This is a genomic window from Mesorhizobium sp. M7A.F.Ca.CA.004.06.1.1, assembly GCF_003999135.1.
Classification (GTDB): Bacteria; Pseudomonadota; Alphaproteobacteria; order Rhizobiales; family Rhizobiaceae; genus Mesorhizobium.
Map to the genome: position 1 here is coordinate 1 of NZ_RZPQ01000057.1, position 15,971 is coordinate 15,971.

Consider the following 15,971-nt stretch of genomic DNA (forward strand, 5'->3'; position numbering starts at 1 on the left):
GATCATCGTCATCATCACCGGCCGCACGCGGATGATCGAGGCCTGTTCGATCGCCTCGCGCACGCCAAGCCCGCGGTCGCGCAACTGGTTGGCGAATTCGACGATCAGGATGCCGTTCTTGGCCATGACGCCGACCAAAAGCACCAGGCCGATCTGGCTGTAGGCGTTGAGACTGGTGCCCGAGAGGAGAAGCGCGAAAATCGCACAGGCCAGCCCTAGCGGCACCGTCGCCATGATGATGACGGCGCTGACAAAACTTTCGAACTGGGCGGCCAGCACCAAAAGGATGATGACCAGCGCGAAGCCGAAAATGGTGACCATGGCGCTGTTGGTCTCGCCCAGCGTCGCCGCCTCGGCCAGCGGCAGGATGCGGCTGCCTGGCGGCAGCAGCGGCGTGGCGATTTGCTCGGCGCGGGTGAGCGCATCGCCAAGCGCGAAGTCGCCGCTGAGGTTGGACGTGATCGCCACAGAGGGCTGCTGCTGTTCGCGCGACAGCGACGGCGGCACGGCGCGTTCGGTCAGCGTGGCGATGGTCGACATCGGCACGAAACGTCCGTCGGCTGTTTTCAGGAAGATGTTCTCCAGATCCGTCGGATCGTTGATCGGATTGGTGGTCGAGACCAGCTTCACGCCGTAGCTGCGGTCGGCGATGTAGACGTCGACGACGTCGTTGCCGTCGAGCATGGCCTGCAGGGTGTTGGCCAGTCCCGATATGTCGATGCCGAGGTCAGAGGCGCGCTCGCGGTCGATGGCCACGGCGAGTTGCGGCTGCGTCGGGTCGATGGACAGGCGCGGTGTCTGGAAGCGCGGGTCCTTCTGCATCTCGGCGATGATCTTCACGGCGGCATCGCCGAGCGCCTTGCGGTCGTTGCCGACCAGCGCGAACTGCAGGCCGTTGCCGGCGCCGCGGATACCGAGGCTGTTGGGCTGGACCGGGAAGATGCGCACGCTCGGCACCTGCCTGGTCAGCTGGCTGATCTCGGCCATGATCTCCTGCTGGCTGCGGCTGCGCTCGTTCCACGGCGCCAGCGTCATCACCATGAAGCCGGAGTTGTAGGAGCCGTTCTGGCCGGCGTTCTCGAAAGTGCTGCGGATCTCGCCGGAATCGCGCATCGGCTGGATCAGTCTCTCGATCTTCTGCATCTGCTGCGTTGTGTAGTCGAGGCTGACGCCTTGCGGGGCGCTGATGCGCAGAAGCACGGCAGCGCGGTCCTCGGTCGGCGTCAGCTCCTGGCGGATGGTGCCGAACAGCGTGAAGGCGGTGCCGGCGAACAGCACCGCGACCAGAAGCACGATCCATGGCGCGTCGAGGCAGGCGTGCAGGCTGCGCTTGTAAGCCGTATTGAGCGCGCCGCCGATGCGGGCGCCGATGCCATGGCCACCTTCGTGGTGGAGCGATGCGCCGGTCAGCATGCGCGAGGCGAGCATCGGGCACAGCGTCAACGCGACCACGCAGGACAAGAGCACCGACATGGCAAGCACGAAGCCGAATTCGCGGAACAAGCCGCCAGTCTGGCCGGGCAGGAACGAAATCGGCACGAAGACGGCGACCAGCGTCAAGGTGGTGGCAATAACGGCAAAGAACACTTCCTGCGCGCCAAGCACAGCGGCCGCACGCGGTCCCATGCCTTCGTTGCGTCGTCGCACAATGTTTTCGAGCACGACGATGGCGTCGTCGACGACCAGGCCGGTCGCCAGCACCAGCGCGAGCAGGGTCAGGATGTTGACCGAGAAGCCGGCCAGATAGATGGCGGCGATGGTGCCGATCATGGCGACCGGCATCGCCAGGCCGGGGATCAGCGTCGCGCGCCAGTCTAGGAGAAACACATAGATGACGATCAGCACCATGGTGACGGACAGGCCGAGCGCGATCTCGACCTCGTGCACCGCGCCCTTGACGAAGACCGCGTCGTCGCTGGTGATCTTGATCGACATGCCCTTGGGCAGGTTTTCCTGCAGCTTGGCGACGGCGGACTGGACGCCGGTCGAGATGTCCAACGTGTTCGATTCCGCCTGGCGGATGATGCCGATGCCGATGCCGGTCTTGCCATCCGAGCGCAATGTGGTCTGGCCAACGTCGGGGCCGAGTGTGACGGTGGCGACATCGCGGATGCGCGTCGTGCCGCCGATGATGATGTTTTCGAACTCTCCCGGCGTGGTGACGTCGGCAGTCGTGCGGACGATCAGGTCCTGGTTGGTCGTGGTGATCGAACCTGCGGGGGAATCGAAGGCGACCGAGGCAAGGGCGGCCCTGAGGTCGGCAACCGTGAAGCCGAGGCTGGCCAGCTTGTTCTGATCGACGTCGATGCGGAAGATCTTGTCGCGGTCGCCATAGACCTGGACGTCGGCAACGCCGGGCACGGCGGCCAACTCGTCCTCGATCTGGTCCTGGACCACCACGGTCATGTCCTGGATCGACATGTTGTCCGAGGTCACCGCCAGCCGCATCACCGGGTCGGAATTGGCGTCGGCCTTGACGATGCGCGGCGGATCGGCGGTGTCCGGCATCTGGTTGGCGACGCGGCCGACGGCATCACGCACGTCCGAGGCGGCGACATTCAGATCGACGCCATCGTTGAACTCGATGGTGACGCGGCTTGAGCCGAATGAGGAAGACGACGAGATCGACTTGACGCCGGAGACGCGGGCGACGGCGCCCTCGATGGTGTCGGTCAGCTCGCGATCGACGGTCTCGGCCGCCGCGCCCTCGAAGGTGGTGGAAACGGTGACGACCGCGCGATCGACATCAGGCAGTTCGCGGATCTCGACGCCGTAGAAGGCGGCCAGGCCGGCGACCGCAATCAGTGTGTTCAGCACGAAGGCCATCACCGGCCTGCGGATGAACAGGGCGGTGAAGCCGGTCTCGCTGGCAGTGTTGGCGGGGCTGGTCATGTGCCTGCGGCGGCGTCCGCGGCGCGCTGCTCTTCACCTGCAAGGCGGACCGCGCCGCCCTCGCTGACGCTCTGGGTGCCCTCTGTGACCACCATGTCGCCATTGTCGATCTCGGCGTCGATCAGCACGGTCTCGGTGTTGCGCTGTATGATGCGCACCGGGACCCGCCTGGCCTTGCCATCCTCGATCTGCCAGACATAGGCGCCGTCCGACCCCCACAGGATCGCCAGCGGGCTGACGGCCGGATAGATTTGCCCCGGAAATTTCATGGTGATGCCGAACGACATGCCGGCGCGCAACGAATCCGCAGGGTTGGCGATCTTGGCCTTGACCAGCAGGGTGCGGCTCTTTTCATCGATGTGGTTGTCGATGGCCGAAACGGTGCCGCTATAAGCGTTGCTGGGATTGGCGATCGGCGTCGCCGTCAATTGTGCGCCGACCTTGACGGCGGCAGCGAAGCGCTCGGGCACTAGGAAATCGACCAGGATTGAGGACCGGTCGTCGAGCGTGGCGATGGCCGACTGGTTGGTGACATAATTGCCGGCCGAGATCGGCAGGATGCCGACGGTGCCAGCGATCGGTGCCAGTATCGACCGGCGCTGCAGCGCCAGTTCCGCATCCTGAAGCGCCAGCTTGGCGCCGGCCAAGACCACTTCGGCATCGGCCACTGCGACTGGTGTCGCGGCATTGGAGGCACGAAGCGACCTGACGCGGTCGAGTTTGGCCTGCGCATCCTGCAAGGCGAGCTTGGCGCGGTCCTGAGAGATCACTTCGGTCTCGGAATCCAGGGTGGCGAGGATCTGTCCCTTATCGACATGGCTGCCGGATTCGACCAGCAGTTCGGCGAGGCGGCCGGAGCTGTAGGGATTGACGGTCACCGAGGCGTTGGCACGGCCGGTGCCGATTGCCTGCAGGCGGTCGTTGATAACAGCCGAAGTGGCCGCAAGGGCGACCACGTTCACCCGCTGGTTGCCGCCATTACGGCCGTTTGCCTGCTTCGCGTTGGCGGTGCCGGTCTCAGCCGGGGGCGTTGCCGCGGAGGCCCAGTCGATGCCCCAGCGTGCCAGCACGTCCGGCGCGCCGGGATAAAAGCGCAGCCAGGCGGCTGCCGCCACCACCAGCACCACAAGTGCAAAAAGTATCTGTTTCCAGGCGGCCATCGGCACTCCGGTTGGTAAAACAATCCTTCCGTCTACCGGTTTCCCGAATGAAGCAGACGCAGCGAGGCTATTGTAAGGCAAAGAAGCCGCCTCGATATCGCGTCTTTATGACAATTCTCCGGGGGCTGCGCACATTAAATATATGTAACCTTTGAGAAAATATGCGTAACGCTTTGGATCGTCGCACAGGCACTAACGCAGACTTTCCATCTCGCGAATGCGTTTGGCGCCTTCTGCTTCCAGTTGCCTGGTGACGGCGCCGATCAGCGTTTCGGCGACAACGAAAAGGGCAGCCGAAGAGTCCCATGCCGACGGCACCGCGGTTCGTCCGGCGATAACATGACGAGCAAAGCGGGCGATCGGCGACAGCCACTGGTCGGTGAACAGCACGATCTGGACGCCACGCTGATGCGCCTTCTCGGCGAAGCGGACGAGGCTGTCCTGGTAGCGCCTGATGTCGAAGATCACCAGCACGTCGCGCTTGCCCATGTCGATCAGCCGGTCGCGCCACATGCTCTCCTGCCCGGCGAGGTGAAAGACATCCGGCTGGATGACGGCGAGGTGGGCGGCCATGTAGCGCGCCAGCGGATCGGTGAAGCGGCCGCCGATCAGGAAGGTCTTGCCGCGCCGGTCCGCTAGCCGGGCGGCGATGTCGGCAAGCTGCTTGTCGGACAGGTGCCTGAACGTCTCGCGCATGTTGTCGAGCGTCGCTTCCAGCATCGGCGACACCGTGCCGCCGCCAGGCGAGGGCGGGTTGAGTGTCCTTGTCGCCGGCGATTGCAGTTGCGCCGCCAGTTCGTCCTGCAGGCTCGACTGGAATTCCGGATAGTTCTGAAAGCCCAGCCGGGCGACGAAACGCAGGATCGTCGGCGAGGAGACGCCCGCCGCGGCCGAGAATTCAGCGACCGTTTTCAGGCCGATCATCGGATAGTTGGCGATCAGTGTCTGGGCCGCGCGCCGTTCGCCGGCCGGCATCGTGCCGAGGCGATCGGCGATCAGTTCGGCAATGCTGGAAATCATGTTTTCCCCACCTCTGGCTCGGCCGAAGGCCTTTTCCGAGATCGCATTTGACAAAGCCGGACAAACTGTATGAAATCATCCACAGGGACGCAATGAGGCAAAATACGTAACATACGATACAGCGCTCCCCGGGGACGGCAGAGTATGGAGAAAGCACGGCCCGCCAGCCTTGCATCGTCTGATACCGTGAGGGTGACGAACCCCGCCGGATCGAGCCCATTCGTGCTGACCTGCGATCACGCCTCGAACTACCTGCCGGCCGAATTCGGCACGCTCGGCCTTGCCGCCGAGGACCTGTCGCGCCACATCGCCTGGGATCCCGGCGCGCTGCCGGTTGCCCTCCGCATGGCGCAGGCGCTTGACGCGACTCTGGTCGAAACCTGCATTTCGCGCCTTGTCATCGACTGCAATCGGCCGCTCGACGCGCCCGACCTGGTGCCGCCGGTCAGTGAGACAACGGCCATACCGGGCAATGCCGGCCTGTCGCAAAGCGAGCGGGCGGCGCGTGTCGCGTTGTCATGGCAGCCTTTCCACGACACGATTGCCGGTATCATCGACAACAGGCTGTCACATGGTCAGGAAACGCGGCTGGTTTCGGTCCACTCCTTCACGCCGGTCTACAAATCCAAAAACCGGCCCTGGCATATCGGCATCATCCACGACGAGGATCGCCGGCTGGCGGCGCCGCTGATATCGGCGCTGAAGCGGCTTGCCGGCGTCACCGTCGGCGTCAACGAGCCGTATTCGCCTGCCGACCGCGTCTATTTCACGCTGGAACGGCATGCGCGATCGCGCGGCCTGCCCTGCGCGATGATCGAAATCCGCAACGACGAAATCGCCGGCGAGACCGGGCAGCGGAAATGGGCGGATCTGCTCACGGGCATTTTTTCGGATCTGGAGCCAGAGGAGGCCGGATATTCCAGATCGCCTTCAGTCGGAAAGTCAGTTCAATCGGCCAATTAGAACCACAGGGGAATGAAAATGGCAGGACCGGATTATACGGACGTTGACAAGAAGGAGGACCTGAAGGTTCTCCACGGCATGGGCTATGCCCAGGAACTGTCGCGAAGCATGAGCCGCTTCTCGAATTTCGCGATATCGTTCTCGATCATCTGCATCCTTTCGGGCGGCATCAACTCCTTCGCGCAAGCCACATCGTCGATCGGCGGCGCAGGTGCGGGCATCGGCTGGATCGTCGGCTGCTGCGTGTCGGGCTTCTTCGCCCTTGCCATGGCGCAGATCGCCTCGGCATTTCCAACCGCCGGCGGCCTCTATCACTGGTCGTCGATCCTCGGCAACCGCTTCACCGGCTGGCTGACGGCCTGGCTAAACCTGTTCGGCCTGATCACCGTGCTCGGCGCCATCAACATCGGCACCGCTTTCTTCTTCGTTGGAACATTCGGAAGCTGGTTCGGCATCACCGGCACGCCGGGCGAAATCGTCGGGTTTGTCGCCTTCATCACCGTGCTGCAGGCGCTGTTCAACCATTTCGGCATCAAACTGACGGCAATGCTCACCGATGCTTCGGGCTTTCTTATCCTGGGCGCAACAGCAGTGCTGATCGTGGCCTGCCTGGTGTTCGCACCGGCAATCGACATCAGCCGGCTGTGGACGTTCACAAACTATTCAGGCGATGCGGGCGGCGGTGTTTTTCCGCAAACCGACTCCATGATGTACCTGTTCCTGCTCTGCCTGCTTCTGCCCGTCTATACCATCACCGGCTATGACGCCTCGGCCCACACCTCCGAGGAGACCGTCAAGGCAGCACACTCCGTTCCGCGGGCGATCATTTCGTCGGTGCTGTGGTCGTCTCTGATCGGCTGGGTGATGCTGTGCGCAATCGTTCTCGCGATCCCGGACCTGGCTGCCGGCGCCAAGCAGGGCTGGAGCGTCTTCTTCTCGACGATGGACGCGATCCTGCCCGTGTGGCTCAAGGAGCTGCTCTATCTCGCCATCCTGATTTCGCAGTTCCTCTGCGGCCTGGCCACCGTGACCTCGGCTTCGCGCATGCTGTTTGCCTTCTCCCGCGACGGCGGCATGCCCGTTGGCTCCGCGGCTCTCGCCAAGGTCAACCCGACCTGGCGCACGCCGGTCAATGCGATCTGGACGGCCGCGATCCTCGAAATCCTGTATGTGTTCCTTGCCCAGTTTATTTCGATCGGCGGCACCAACATCTACACCATCGTCGTCAATTCGACGCTGGTGTTCCTGTTCCTGTCGTTCACAATCCCGATCGCACTCGGCATGGTCGCATTCGGCACGGCCAAGTGGCCTAATCCTGGCCCGTGGAACCTGGGCGCCGGACTGTTCAAGCTCTTCTGTGCGCTGTCGATTGTCGGCATGGTGATCATCTTCTACATCGCCATCCAGCCGCCGAACGACAAGGTGCTTTACATCACCATAGGCTTCATCTTGCTGACCGCCGTGCTTTGGTTCGGTTTCGAGAACCGCCGGTTCCAGGGTCCGCCGATCGGTGATCAGATCGCCAAACGCCAGGCCGCGATCAGGGCAGCCGAGGTGGCTATCGGCGAAGCTGGCGCCTGATATCGCCCTATATGGCCATGGCCGGCCTCGCGCCGGCCATGGCTACGTTTATCCCTTTCAATCGACAAGTGCTGGAGTGCCAAAGGAATGGCCGGAAATTTCTCGTTCGATCAGTTGAAGAAAGCGGTCTCCAGCGGTGAGATCGACACCGTGCTGGCCTGCATCGTCGACATGCAGGGACGGCTGGCGGGAAAACGCTTCCTGGCGCAGTACTTCGTCGATTCCGCGCATGACGAAACGCATGGCTGCAACTATCTGCTGGCCGCCGACATCGATATGGAGCCGGTGCCGGGCTATAAGGCGGCGAGCTGGTCGAAGGGCTATGGCGACTTCGTCATGAAGCCGGATCTGGCCACGCTGCGGCGCATTCCCTGGCTGGAAAAGACCGCACTCGTGATCTGCGACGTGCTCGACCACCACACCCATGATGACCTGCCACATTCGCCGCGCGCCATCTTGAAGAAGCAGGTCAAGCGGCTGACGGAGCGCGGCTATATAGGCTATTTTGCTTCCGAGCTTGAATTCTATCTGTTCAACGAGACATACGATTCCGCCCGCAAGAAGCACTGGCAAGGTCTCGATACCGCATCGCCCTATATCGGCGACTACCAGATCGGTATCACCACCAAGGAAGAGGGCGTCATGCGCCGGCTTCGCAACGAGATGGAAGCGGCCGGCATTCCGATCGAGAATTCCAAGGGCGAGTGGGGTCCGGGTCAGGAAGAGATCAATGTGCGCTACGCCGAGGCGCTCGACATGGCCGACCGTCACGTCATCCTCAAGAACGGCGCCAAGGAAATCGCGGAGTCCGAGGGCAAGGCGATTTCGTTCATGTCCAAATACAATTACGGGCTCGCCGGCAATTCCAGCCACATCCACAATTCGCTGTGGAGCGCCGACGGCAAGACGCCGTTGTTCTTCGATAAGGCGGCCGACTGGACGCTGTCGACGCTTGGCCAGCAATGGGCCGCCGGCCAGCTCAAATACGCCAAGGAATTCACCTGGTTCCTGGCGCCCTACATCAACTCCTACAAGCGCTTCCAGGCCGGCACCTTCGCGCCGACCAAGATCATGTGGAGCGAGGACAACCGTACCGCCGGCTTCCGCCTGTGCGGCGAGGGCACCAAGGGCATCCGCATGGAATGCCGCATCGGCGGCGCCGATCTGAACCCGTATCTTGCGTTCGCAGCGCTGATCGCCGCCGGCCTTGCCGGCATCCGTGCCGATCGTCTCCGAGCCCCAGCCCTTGATGTCCTTGCTGATCAGGAACTGGATGGCTTCGGCCGTCGGCCCCGGCGTGTGCGGCCCGGTCTCGTTGGCGTTGAGGAACTCGGCTTCCGAACCGTTGCGCTTGTACCAGTCGGTGCGCATCACCACCCATTCGCCAGCATTGATCGCGCCATGCTCGGCTTCCCAGGCCTTGATGTGGTCGACGGTGAGCAGGAAATCGGGGTCGGCGGCGGCTTCCTTCGAACAGTCGATGACATTGACCGGGCCGACGAAATTCTGCGCCGGAATGGTGTCGGTGGCGCCGTCCGGATAATCCTTGCCGCTGATCCAATGCTGCGGCGCATCGAAATGCGTGCCCGAATGCTCGCCGAGCTTCAGCCAGTTCCAGGCCCACCACGGACCGTTCTTGTCGTAACGGGAGATGTTGTGGATCTCGACCTTCGGCGTGTCGACGGCGAGTTCTGGCGGCAGCTTGATCAACGGCGTGTCCGGCCCGAGTGGCGCCGACAGGTCGACCACCTTGATGGCGCCTGAAAGAAGCTGGCCGGCGACTTCGCCGAGGAGTTTTTGGGTGTCCATGGTTTGAAGTTCCCTCTTTCGTGTGATGATCAAGGCTCGTCTCGGCCCTTAATATCCTACTAGACGAAAACATATGCATCTGCAATTATCTTTAAGCATAAAGGAAATGGGGACGAGGCGTGAGCGAGTTCGACGCCATCTTTGTCGGGGCGGGCCACAACAGTCTGGCATGCGCCGCGCATTTGGCGCTCAAAGGCTGGAAAACCGGGATTTTCGAGGGCAGTGCAACAATCGGCGGCGCCGTCCAGACACGCGAATTCACCCTTCCCGGCTTCCGCCACGATTTCGGCGCGATGAATCTGAGCCTCTTCGCCGGCTCGGCCTTCCACCGGAAATATGCAAATGAATTGAAAGCGCAGGGGCTGGAGTTCGCCCCGGTCGTCGACTGTTTCGCCAGCGCCTTCCCCGACGGACGCTGGTTCGGCGTCAGCAACGATCTGGAAAAGACCGCCGCGCGCATCGCCGCCTTCTCCGCCGCCGACGCCCAGACATGGCGCAGGCTGGTTGCCGCCTTCCCGGCTGAGGCCGAACACCTGTTCCGGCTGCTGGGATCGCCGATGCGCGCCAGCGCGCTTGCCGGCACGGCGTGGAACCTGTGGCGCAAGAAGGGCATGTCCGGGGCGCTCGATACGGGCCGGCTGCTGTTGTCCTCGCCCCGCGCCTGGCTGGAGGAGAATTTCGAGTCGCCGCATATCAGGGCAACGCTCGCCACCTGGGGCATGCATCTCGACTTCGCGCCCGACATCGCCGGCGGTGCCGTCTTCCCCTATCTGGAATCGATGGCCAACCAGAGTTTCGGCATGGTGCTGGGCAAAGGCGGCGCCGACACCATCATTAAGGCGCTGTCGGGCATGGTCACATCTGCTGGAGGCAAGATCGTCACCGGCGCCGGAGTGGCCGAGATCACGGTTTCCGCCGGCAGGGCGACCGGCGTGCGGCTTGCTTCCGGTGAGACCCATACCGCCACAAGGGCAGTCATTGCCGGCGTTGCGCCCAAGGCGCTGACTGGCAAGCTGCTGCCCAATGGTTCCGGCGACGCCGGCTTCGACTCGGCGATGCAAAAGTTCCGCCACGCACCGGGCACGATGATGATCCATCTGGCGCTGGACGATCTGCCCGACTGGCGTGCCGGAGCGGAGCTTCGGCAGTTCGCCTATGTGCATCTGTCGCCCTCGCTCGACGCCATGTCGCGCACCTATCAGCATGCGATGGCGGGCATGCTGCCGGACGAACCGGTGCTGGTCGTCGGCCAGCCGACGGCGATCGACCCATCGCGGGCGCCTCAGGGAAAGCATGTGCTGTGGGTGCAGGTGCGCATGCTGCCCGCCGAAATCCTGGGCGATGCCGCCGGCAAGATCGCACCGGACCATTGGGACAAGGTGAAGGAAGCCTACGCCGAGCGTGTCCTCGACATCATCGAGACCTATGCGCCCGGCCTGCGAAACCAGATCCTCGGCCGGGCCGTGTTTTCGCCCATCGATCTCGAGCGCGAGAACCCGAATCTCGTCGGTGGCGACCAGGTCTGCGGCAGCCATCATCTGGCGCAGAATTTCCTGTTCCGCCCGGCGCGCGGCTATGCCGGATGGAACACGCCGGTGGCCAATCTGCACCTCACCGGGGCCGCGACATGGCCGGGCGCCGGCACCGGTGCGGCGTCGGGCTTCATGCTCGCGCAACAGCTTGGCGGGAGGTAGGAGCCGAGGATTTCCTTGAGGCTACGAGGGGCAAGGCGCTGCTGCCCGAGAAGCCTGAACCAATGACCTGAAGACGCCGCGCAGAAACAAAACCAACAAGGGGAACGACCATGACAATCAACAGACGTGAATTGCTGGGATACAGCGCCGCGGCACTCGGGGCGGCCGCCGTCGGCCTGCCGCAGATCGCCAAGGCAGCGGCCGGCGAACTGACCATCGCCTACAACGTCAACTTGCCATCCTGGGATCCGACCACCGGCCCGTCGGCCGTCAACCCGACCATCCAGGGGCTTTACCAGTCGGTGTTCGACCAATTCATCCCGCAGAAGCCCGATTTGTCCTTCGCGCCTGGCCTGCTCACCGAATGGGGCTGGAACGACGACCGCACCAAGATCATGATGACGGTGCGCGAAGGCGTGACCTGGCATGACGGCTCGCCGTTCACGGCCGAGGACGTCGTCTGGTCGCTGCAGCGGGCAGGCGACGAGAAGACGGGCAACCCGATCCAGTTCGTCTGGAAGAACGTCAACAACTTCAAGATCGACGGCAACAAAATCACGGGCGACGTCGTGCAGTTCGACCCGGTCTATTTCAAATGGATGTCGTTCCTGACCGGCTACATCATGCCGAAGGCCTACTACGAGAAGGTCGGCGCCGAAGGTTTCGAGAAGGCGCCGATCGGCACCGGCCCCTACATGGTGGAAAAGTTCGAGCGCAACGCCTTCCTGCGGCTCAAGGCCAATCCGAACTATTGGGGCGGCAAGCCGGCCTTCGAGAATGTGACGATCAAGTTCGTCGCCGACGCGGCAAGCCGCGTCGCCGAGATCGAATCCGGCTCCTCGCAAGTGACGCTCGAAATTCCCTATGAGGAGTATGACCGGCTGATCGCCAAGGACGGGCTGGCCGGCTCGTGCAAGAACGTTTCCGACATCGGCATGATCTTCTTCAACGACATCGAGGCGATGCTGGACAAGAACGTCCGCCAGGCCGCCGTGATGGCCGTCGACAAGAAACTTCTGGTCGATCGCCTGCTGCGCGGCTACGGCCAGCCGATCGATACGCTGGAAACGCCGGAATACGCATCCTACGACGCGTCGATCAAGGTCGAGCACAATCCGGAAAAGGCCAAGGAATTGCTCGCCGCTTCCGGCTATTCGCCGGAAAAGCCGGTCAAGTTCACCATCCAGACGACCAAGGGCTTCAAGCCCAAGGACTATGAGATGATCCAGGCGATCGTCGGCATGTGGCGCAAGGTCGGCATCGAGGCGACGATCGAAGTCTACGAGATCGCCAAGCACTACGAACTGCGCGCCGCCGACAAGCTGGCGCCGTCCGCCTTCTACAATTGGGGCAATGCCATCGGCGATCCGACCACCTCGACCGGCTTTGCCATGTACGGCCCGAGCCCGCATTCGGTGTGGGACAGCCAGGATTTGATCGACATGATCAACCCGCTGTGGGGCGAAAAGGACGAGGCCAAGCGCATCGCCGGCTGGAAGGCTGTCGACAAATACATCGCCGAGCAGGCCTATGTGCTGCCGCTGATCCAGTATGCGCAGCCGATCGTGCATGCCAAGGGCGTCAATGTGGTGCAGCATGTGTCCGGCGCGCTGCTGCCGGCCCTGATGACCCCGGCCTGACATCGGCCTGGAATTGCCGCGCGCCGTCCATAGCGACGGCGCGCATTTCTATCCGGCATACGAGCCAACGAGCTCCTGCAAAGATTTACATGCTCCTGCAACGATTCCTGATCCGCCTTCTGACGATGCTGATCACGCTGTTCGGCGTGGCCGTCGTCGTCTTTGTCGTGATCCGCGTCGCACCCGGCGATCCGATCGCCATGATGCTGCCGCCCGGCGCGACGGATGCCGACATTGCCCGGCTGCGCGCGCTCTACGGCCTCGACAAGACCATCGTCCAGCAATTCTTCATCTGGCTGTCGGGCGTGGCCCGGGGCGATTTCGGCACTTCGATTTCGCTGCGGCAGGATGTGCTGGGTCTCGTCTTCAACCGGCTGCCGGCGACGCTGGAACTCGCCATCGTCGCGCTTGTGATGGCGGTGGCGATCGGCGGCACGACGGCGATCATCGGCGCGCGCGAACGCGGCACGGCGGTCGAGGTCGGCATCGACATCGCCAGCGGCGCGGCGCTTTCGATTCCCGATTTCCTGTGGGGCCTGGTGCTGATCCTGTTGTTCGGCGTGCTGGTGCCGATCTTCGACATTTCCGGGCGGGTGTCGCCGCAACTGGACCTGCCCTTCGTCACCCAGTTCTATCTGTTCGAGAGCCTGTTGCGCCTGCGCCTCGACCTCACCTGGGATCTGCTGAAGCACATGCTGATGCCGGCCGTGGCGCTGGCGCTGCCGCTGGCAGCAATCATCTCGCAGCTGCTGAAACAGTCGCTGAAGGAAGTGCTCGACCTCGACTACGTCGTGCTGGCACGGGTGAAGGGTTTTTCGGAAACGCAGGTCATCCTGCGCGAGGCCTTGAAGAATGCCGCTTTGCCGACGCTGACACTGGTCGGCGTGCAGTTCACCTTCCTGATCGGCGGCACCGTCATCGTCGAACGGCTGTTCTCCTATGAGGGCCTCGGCAATATGGCGATCGACGCCGTCATCAACCGCGACCTGCCGCTGATCCAGGGCATCGTGCTGGTCTTCGCGCTGCTGTTCGTGCTGATCAATCTCAGCGTCGACATGATGTATGCGCTGCTCAATCCGAGGCTGCGCCATGGATGAGGGCCGTGCTCGAAGGCGAGGTGTGTCGCCACGCCTGTGGCTGGCCGGCGGCTGGCTGCTGCTGGCGCTTCTGGCGGCAATCTTCGCGCCGCTGGTCGCGCCGCAGGATCCGCTGGCGCAGGATCTGATGCTGGAGCGGTTGCCGCCATTCTGGATGAATGGAGCCGAACCCGGCTATTGGCTCGGCACCGACAGCCTCGGCCGCGATCTGTTGTCGAGGCTGATCTTTGGCGGCCGCATCGCCTTCATCGTCGCCTTTTCCGCAGCCGTCGCTGCGTGCCTGGTCGGCTCGACGCTAGGCCTGATCGCAGGCTATTTCGGCGGTTGGGCCGACCGCATCATCTCGCGCGTCGTCGATGTCTGGATGGCCTTTCCGCCGGTGCTGTTCGCCATATTGCTGGTGGCGGTGCTCGGCACGGGCTTGAGTTCCGTCATCCTGGCCATCGCCATCATCGACTGGACGCGTTTCTGCCGGGTGATCCGTGCCGAGACAATGGGTCAGTCGCGCATGGACTATGTCGAGAATGCCCGCATTGCCGGCTACGGCCGCATCGGCATCATGCTGCGCGAAGTGCTGCCCAATGTGGTGCCGTCGATCGTCGCATTGCTGTCGCTGGAAATGGGCATCGCCGTTATCGTCGAGGCGATCCTGTCCTTCGTCAATCTGTCGATCTCGACCGACGATCCGACCTGGGGAGGCATCATCGCCGAGGGCCGGCTGTCGATCCATCAGGCCTGGTGGGTGCTGGTGTTCCCGCTGATCACGCTGATCCTGACCGTGCTGTCGTTCAGCCAGTTCGGCGAGGCGCTGAAGACGCGTTTCGATCCGGTGCTGCGATGAGCGCCTGCCTCGACATCAGGGATTTGAGCGCGGTGCTGCCCAACGGCCAGCGCGTATTGCGCTCGGTGTCGCTCTCCGTCCAGCCCGGCGAGGTCCGCGCGCTGGTCGGCGAAAGCGGCGCCGGCAAGACGATGATCGGCAAGGCGGTGCTCGGTGTGCTGCCGTCGAGCGTGCGCATTGTCGAAGGCGACATGCTGCTCGAGGGTGAAGACCTCGGCAAATTGCAGCCCAAGGCACGACGCACGCTGATTGGGGCGCGCACGGCGCTGATCCCGCAGGACCCGCTGACCGCGCTCAACCCGTCGCGGCGCATCGGCTCGCAGATGACCGACCGGCTGGTGCGCATCCTCGGCTGGAGTGGCGAGAAGGCCGATACCCGCATCCGGCAATTGCTGGACGAGGTGCAAATCCGCGATCCCGACCGCGTGCTGAAAAGCTATCCGCACGAACTGTCCGGCGGCATGCGCCAGCGCGTGCTGATCGCTGCGGCCTTCGCCGCGGAGCCAAGGCTGATCGTCGCCGACGAGCCGACCACGGCGCTTGATGTGACCGTGCAAAAACAGATCCTGCGGCTGATCGTGCAGTTGCAGCGCGAGCATGGCACGGCGATCCTGTTCGTCACCCATGATCTCGGCGTCGTCGCCAAGATCAGCCAGAGAGTCTCGGTGCTTTATGCCGGCAAGGTGGTGGAGGAGGCCGACACGGCTGCCCTCTTCGCAGCACCGCAGCATCCCTACACGCGAGCGCTGATGGCGGCGACGCCACGCTACACCGATCCTTTCGCCTCGCTGAAGCCGGTGGACGACGAAGTCCTCGCAGGGCTTGCTTCAGAGATCGCTGCCGCAGACCAGGCCTGGAGGCGGTCGCATGGTTGAACCGTTGTTCTCCGTGCGCGGGCTGAAGGTCGCGCTGCCCGACATGACGCGCAAGCCGCTGATCGGCCGCGCGCCCTTGGTCGAAATCCTGAAGGGCCTGGATTTCGACCTGCCCAGGGGCTCGGTGACCGGCATCGTCGGCGAATCCGGATCCGGCAAATCGACGCTCGGCCGTGCTCTGGTGCGGTTGCTGGAACCGAGCGCCGGCAGCATAACTTACGACGGCCGCGACATCACGCATCTGCCGGAAGCGGAACTGCGGCCACTGCGGCGCAATCTGCAGATGATTTTCCAAGATCCGATGTCGTCGCTCAACCCGCGCCGCACCATTGCAAGCATTATCGCCGCGCCACTCAAGCAAAATGGCCTCGGCGACAATCTCAAGGCGCGCGTTGCCGA

General features: G+C 63.4%; 11 protein-coding genes and 2 pseudogenes. 9 read left to right on the forward strand and 4 right to left on the reverse strand.

The genetic code is table 11. From position 1 onward, the window contains the following. From EN906_RS06200 to EN906_RS06210, 3 genes are all read right to left on the reverse strand, one after another. A partial coding sequence (locus EN906_RS06200) for an efflux RND transporter permease subunit (protein WP_164777114.1) occupies positions 1-2,892 on the reverse strand: 2,892 nt, incomplete at its 3' end. Then, a complete protein-coding gene (locus EN906_RS06205) occupies positions 2,889-4,052 on the reverse strand; it encodes an efflux RND transporter periplasmic adaptor subunit (RefSeq protein WP_127271405.1) in 1,164 nt (387 codons plus the stop codon). The genes EN906_RS06200 and EN906_RS06205, both read right to left, overlap by 4 nt. Positions 4,053-4,244: 192 nt before the next feature. Then, a complete protein-coding gene (locus EN906_RS06210; RefSeq protein WP_127271407.1) occupies positions 4,245-5,072 on the reverse strand; it encodes a MurR/RpiR family transcriptional regulator in 828 nt (275 codons plus the stop codon). A 144-nt stretch (positions 5,073-5,216) separates the two neighbouring features. Between EN906_RS06210 and EN906_RS06215 the strand changes: the two genes are divergently transcribed. The 3 genes and pseudogenes from EN906_RS06215 to EN906_RS06225 all read left to right on the forward strand — a co-directional run. Further along, positions 5,217-6,035 carry an N-formylglutamate amidohydrolase gene (locus EN906_RS06215; RefSeq protein WP_127268308.1) on the forward strand — a complete coding sequence of 273 codons (819 nt, stop codon included), beginning with the start codon at positions 5,217-5,219 and terminating at the stop codon, positions 6,033-6,035. 18 nt (positions 6,036-6,053) lie between these two features. Beyond that, complete coding sequence (locus tag EN906_RS06220) at positions 6,054-7,616, forward strand: amino acid permease (protein WP_127268307.1); 1,563 nt, start codon at positions 6,054-6,056, stop codon at positions 7,614-7,616. An 87-nt stretch (positions 7,617-7,703) separates the two neighbouring features. After that, positions 7,704-8,834, forward strand: a pseudogene (locus tag EN906_RS06225) (glutamine synthetase family protein); the annotation flags it as partial. On the opposite strand, the pseudogene EN906_RS06230 reads toward EN906_RS06225, so the two are convergent. Next, positions 8,814-9,425 (reverse strand): annotated as a pseudogene (locus EN906_RS06230) (cyclase family protein); the annotation flags it as partial. The pseudogenes EN906_RS06225 and EN906_RS06230 overlap by 21 nt on opposite strands. Before the next feature lie 119 nt (positions 9,426-9,544). Between EN906_RS06230 and EN906_RS06235 the strand changes: the two are divergent. The 6 genes from EN906_RS06235 to EN906_RS06260 all read left to right on the forward strand — a co-directional run. Beyond that, positions 9,545-11,119: an NAD(P)/FAD-dependent oxidoreductase gene (locus tag EN906_RS06235; RefSeq protein ID WP_127271274.1), complete on the forward strand. Its 1,575-nt coding sequence runs from the start codon at positions 9,545-9,547 to the stop codon at positions 11,117-11,119. A 110-nt stretch (positions 11,120-11,229) separates the two neighbouring features. Next, positions 11,230-12,759: an ABC transporter substrate-binding protein gene (locus EN906_RS06240; RefSeq protein ID WP_127272536.1), complete on the forward strand. Its 1,530-nt coding sequence runs from the start codon at positions 11,230-11,232 to the stop codon at positions 12,757-12,759. 89 nt (positions 12,760-12,848) lie between these two features. Then, positions 12,849-13,856 (forward strand): ABC transporter permease, encoded by a 1,008-nt coding sequence (locus tag EN906_RS06245; protein ID WP_127269246.1) that lies wholly within the window; start codon positions 12,849-12,851, stop codon positions 13,854-13,856. Beyond that, positions 13,849-14,697 carry an ABC transporter permease gene (locus EN906_RS06250; RefSeq protein ID WP_127269247.1) on the forward strand — a complete coding sequence of 283 codons (849 nt, stop codon included), beginning with the start codon at positions 13,849-13,851 and terminating at the stop codon, positions 14,695-14,697. Before EN906_RS06245 ends, EN906_RS06250 begins: the two co-directional genes overlap by 8 nt. Beyond that, complete coding sequence (locus tag EN906_RS06255) at positions 14,694-15,572, forward strand: ABC transporter ATP-binding protein (RefSeq protein WP_127269248.1); 879 nt, start codon at positions 14,694-14,696, stop codon at positions 15,570-15,572. Before EN906_RS06250 ends, EN906_RS06255 begins: the two co-directional genes overlap by 4 nt. Beyond that, positions 15,565-15,971 (forward strand): ATP-binding cassette domain-containing protein (locus EN906_RS06260; RefSeq protein ID WP_127375104.1); only part of this gene is annotated, 407 nt, incomplete at its 3' end. The genes EN906_RS06255 and EN906_RS06260, both read left to right, overlap by 8 nt.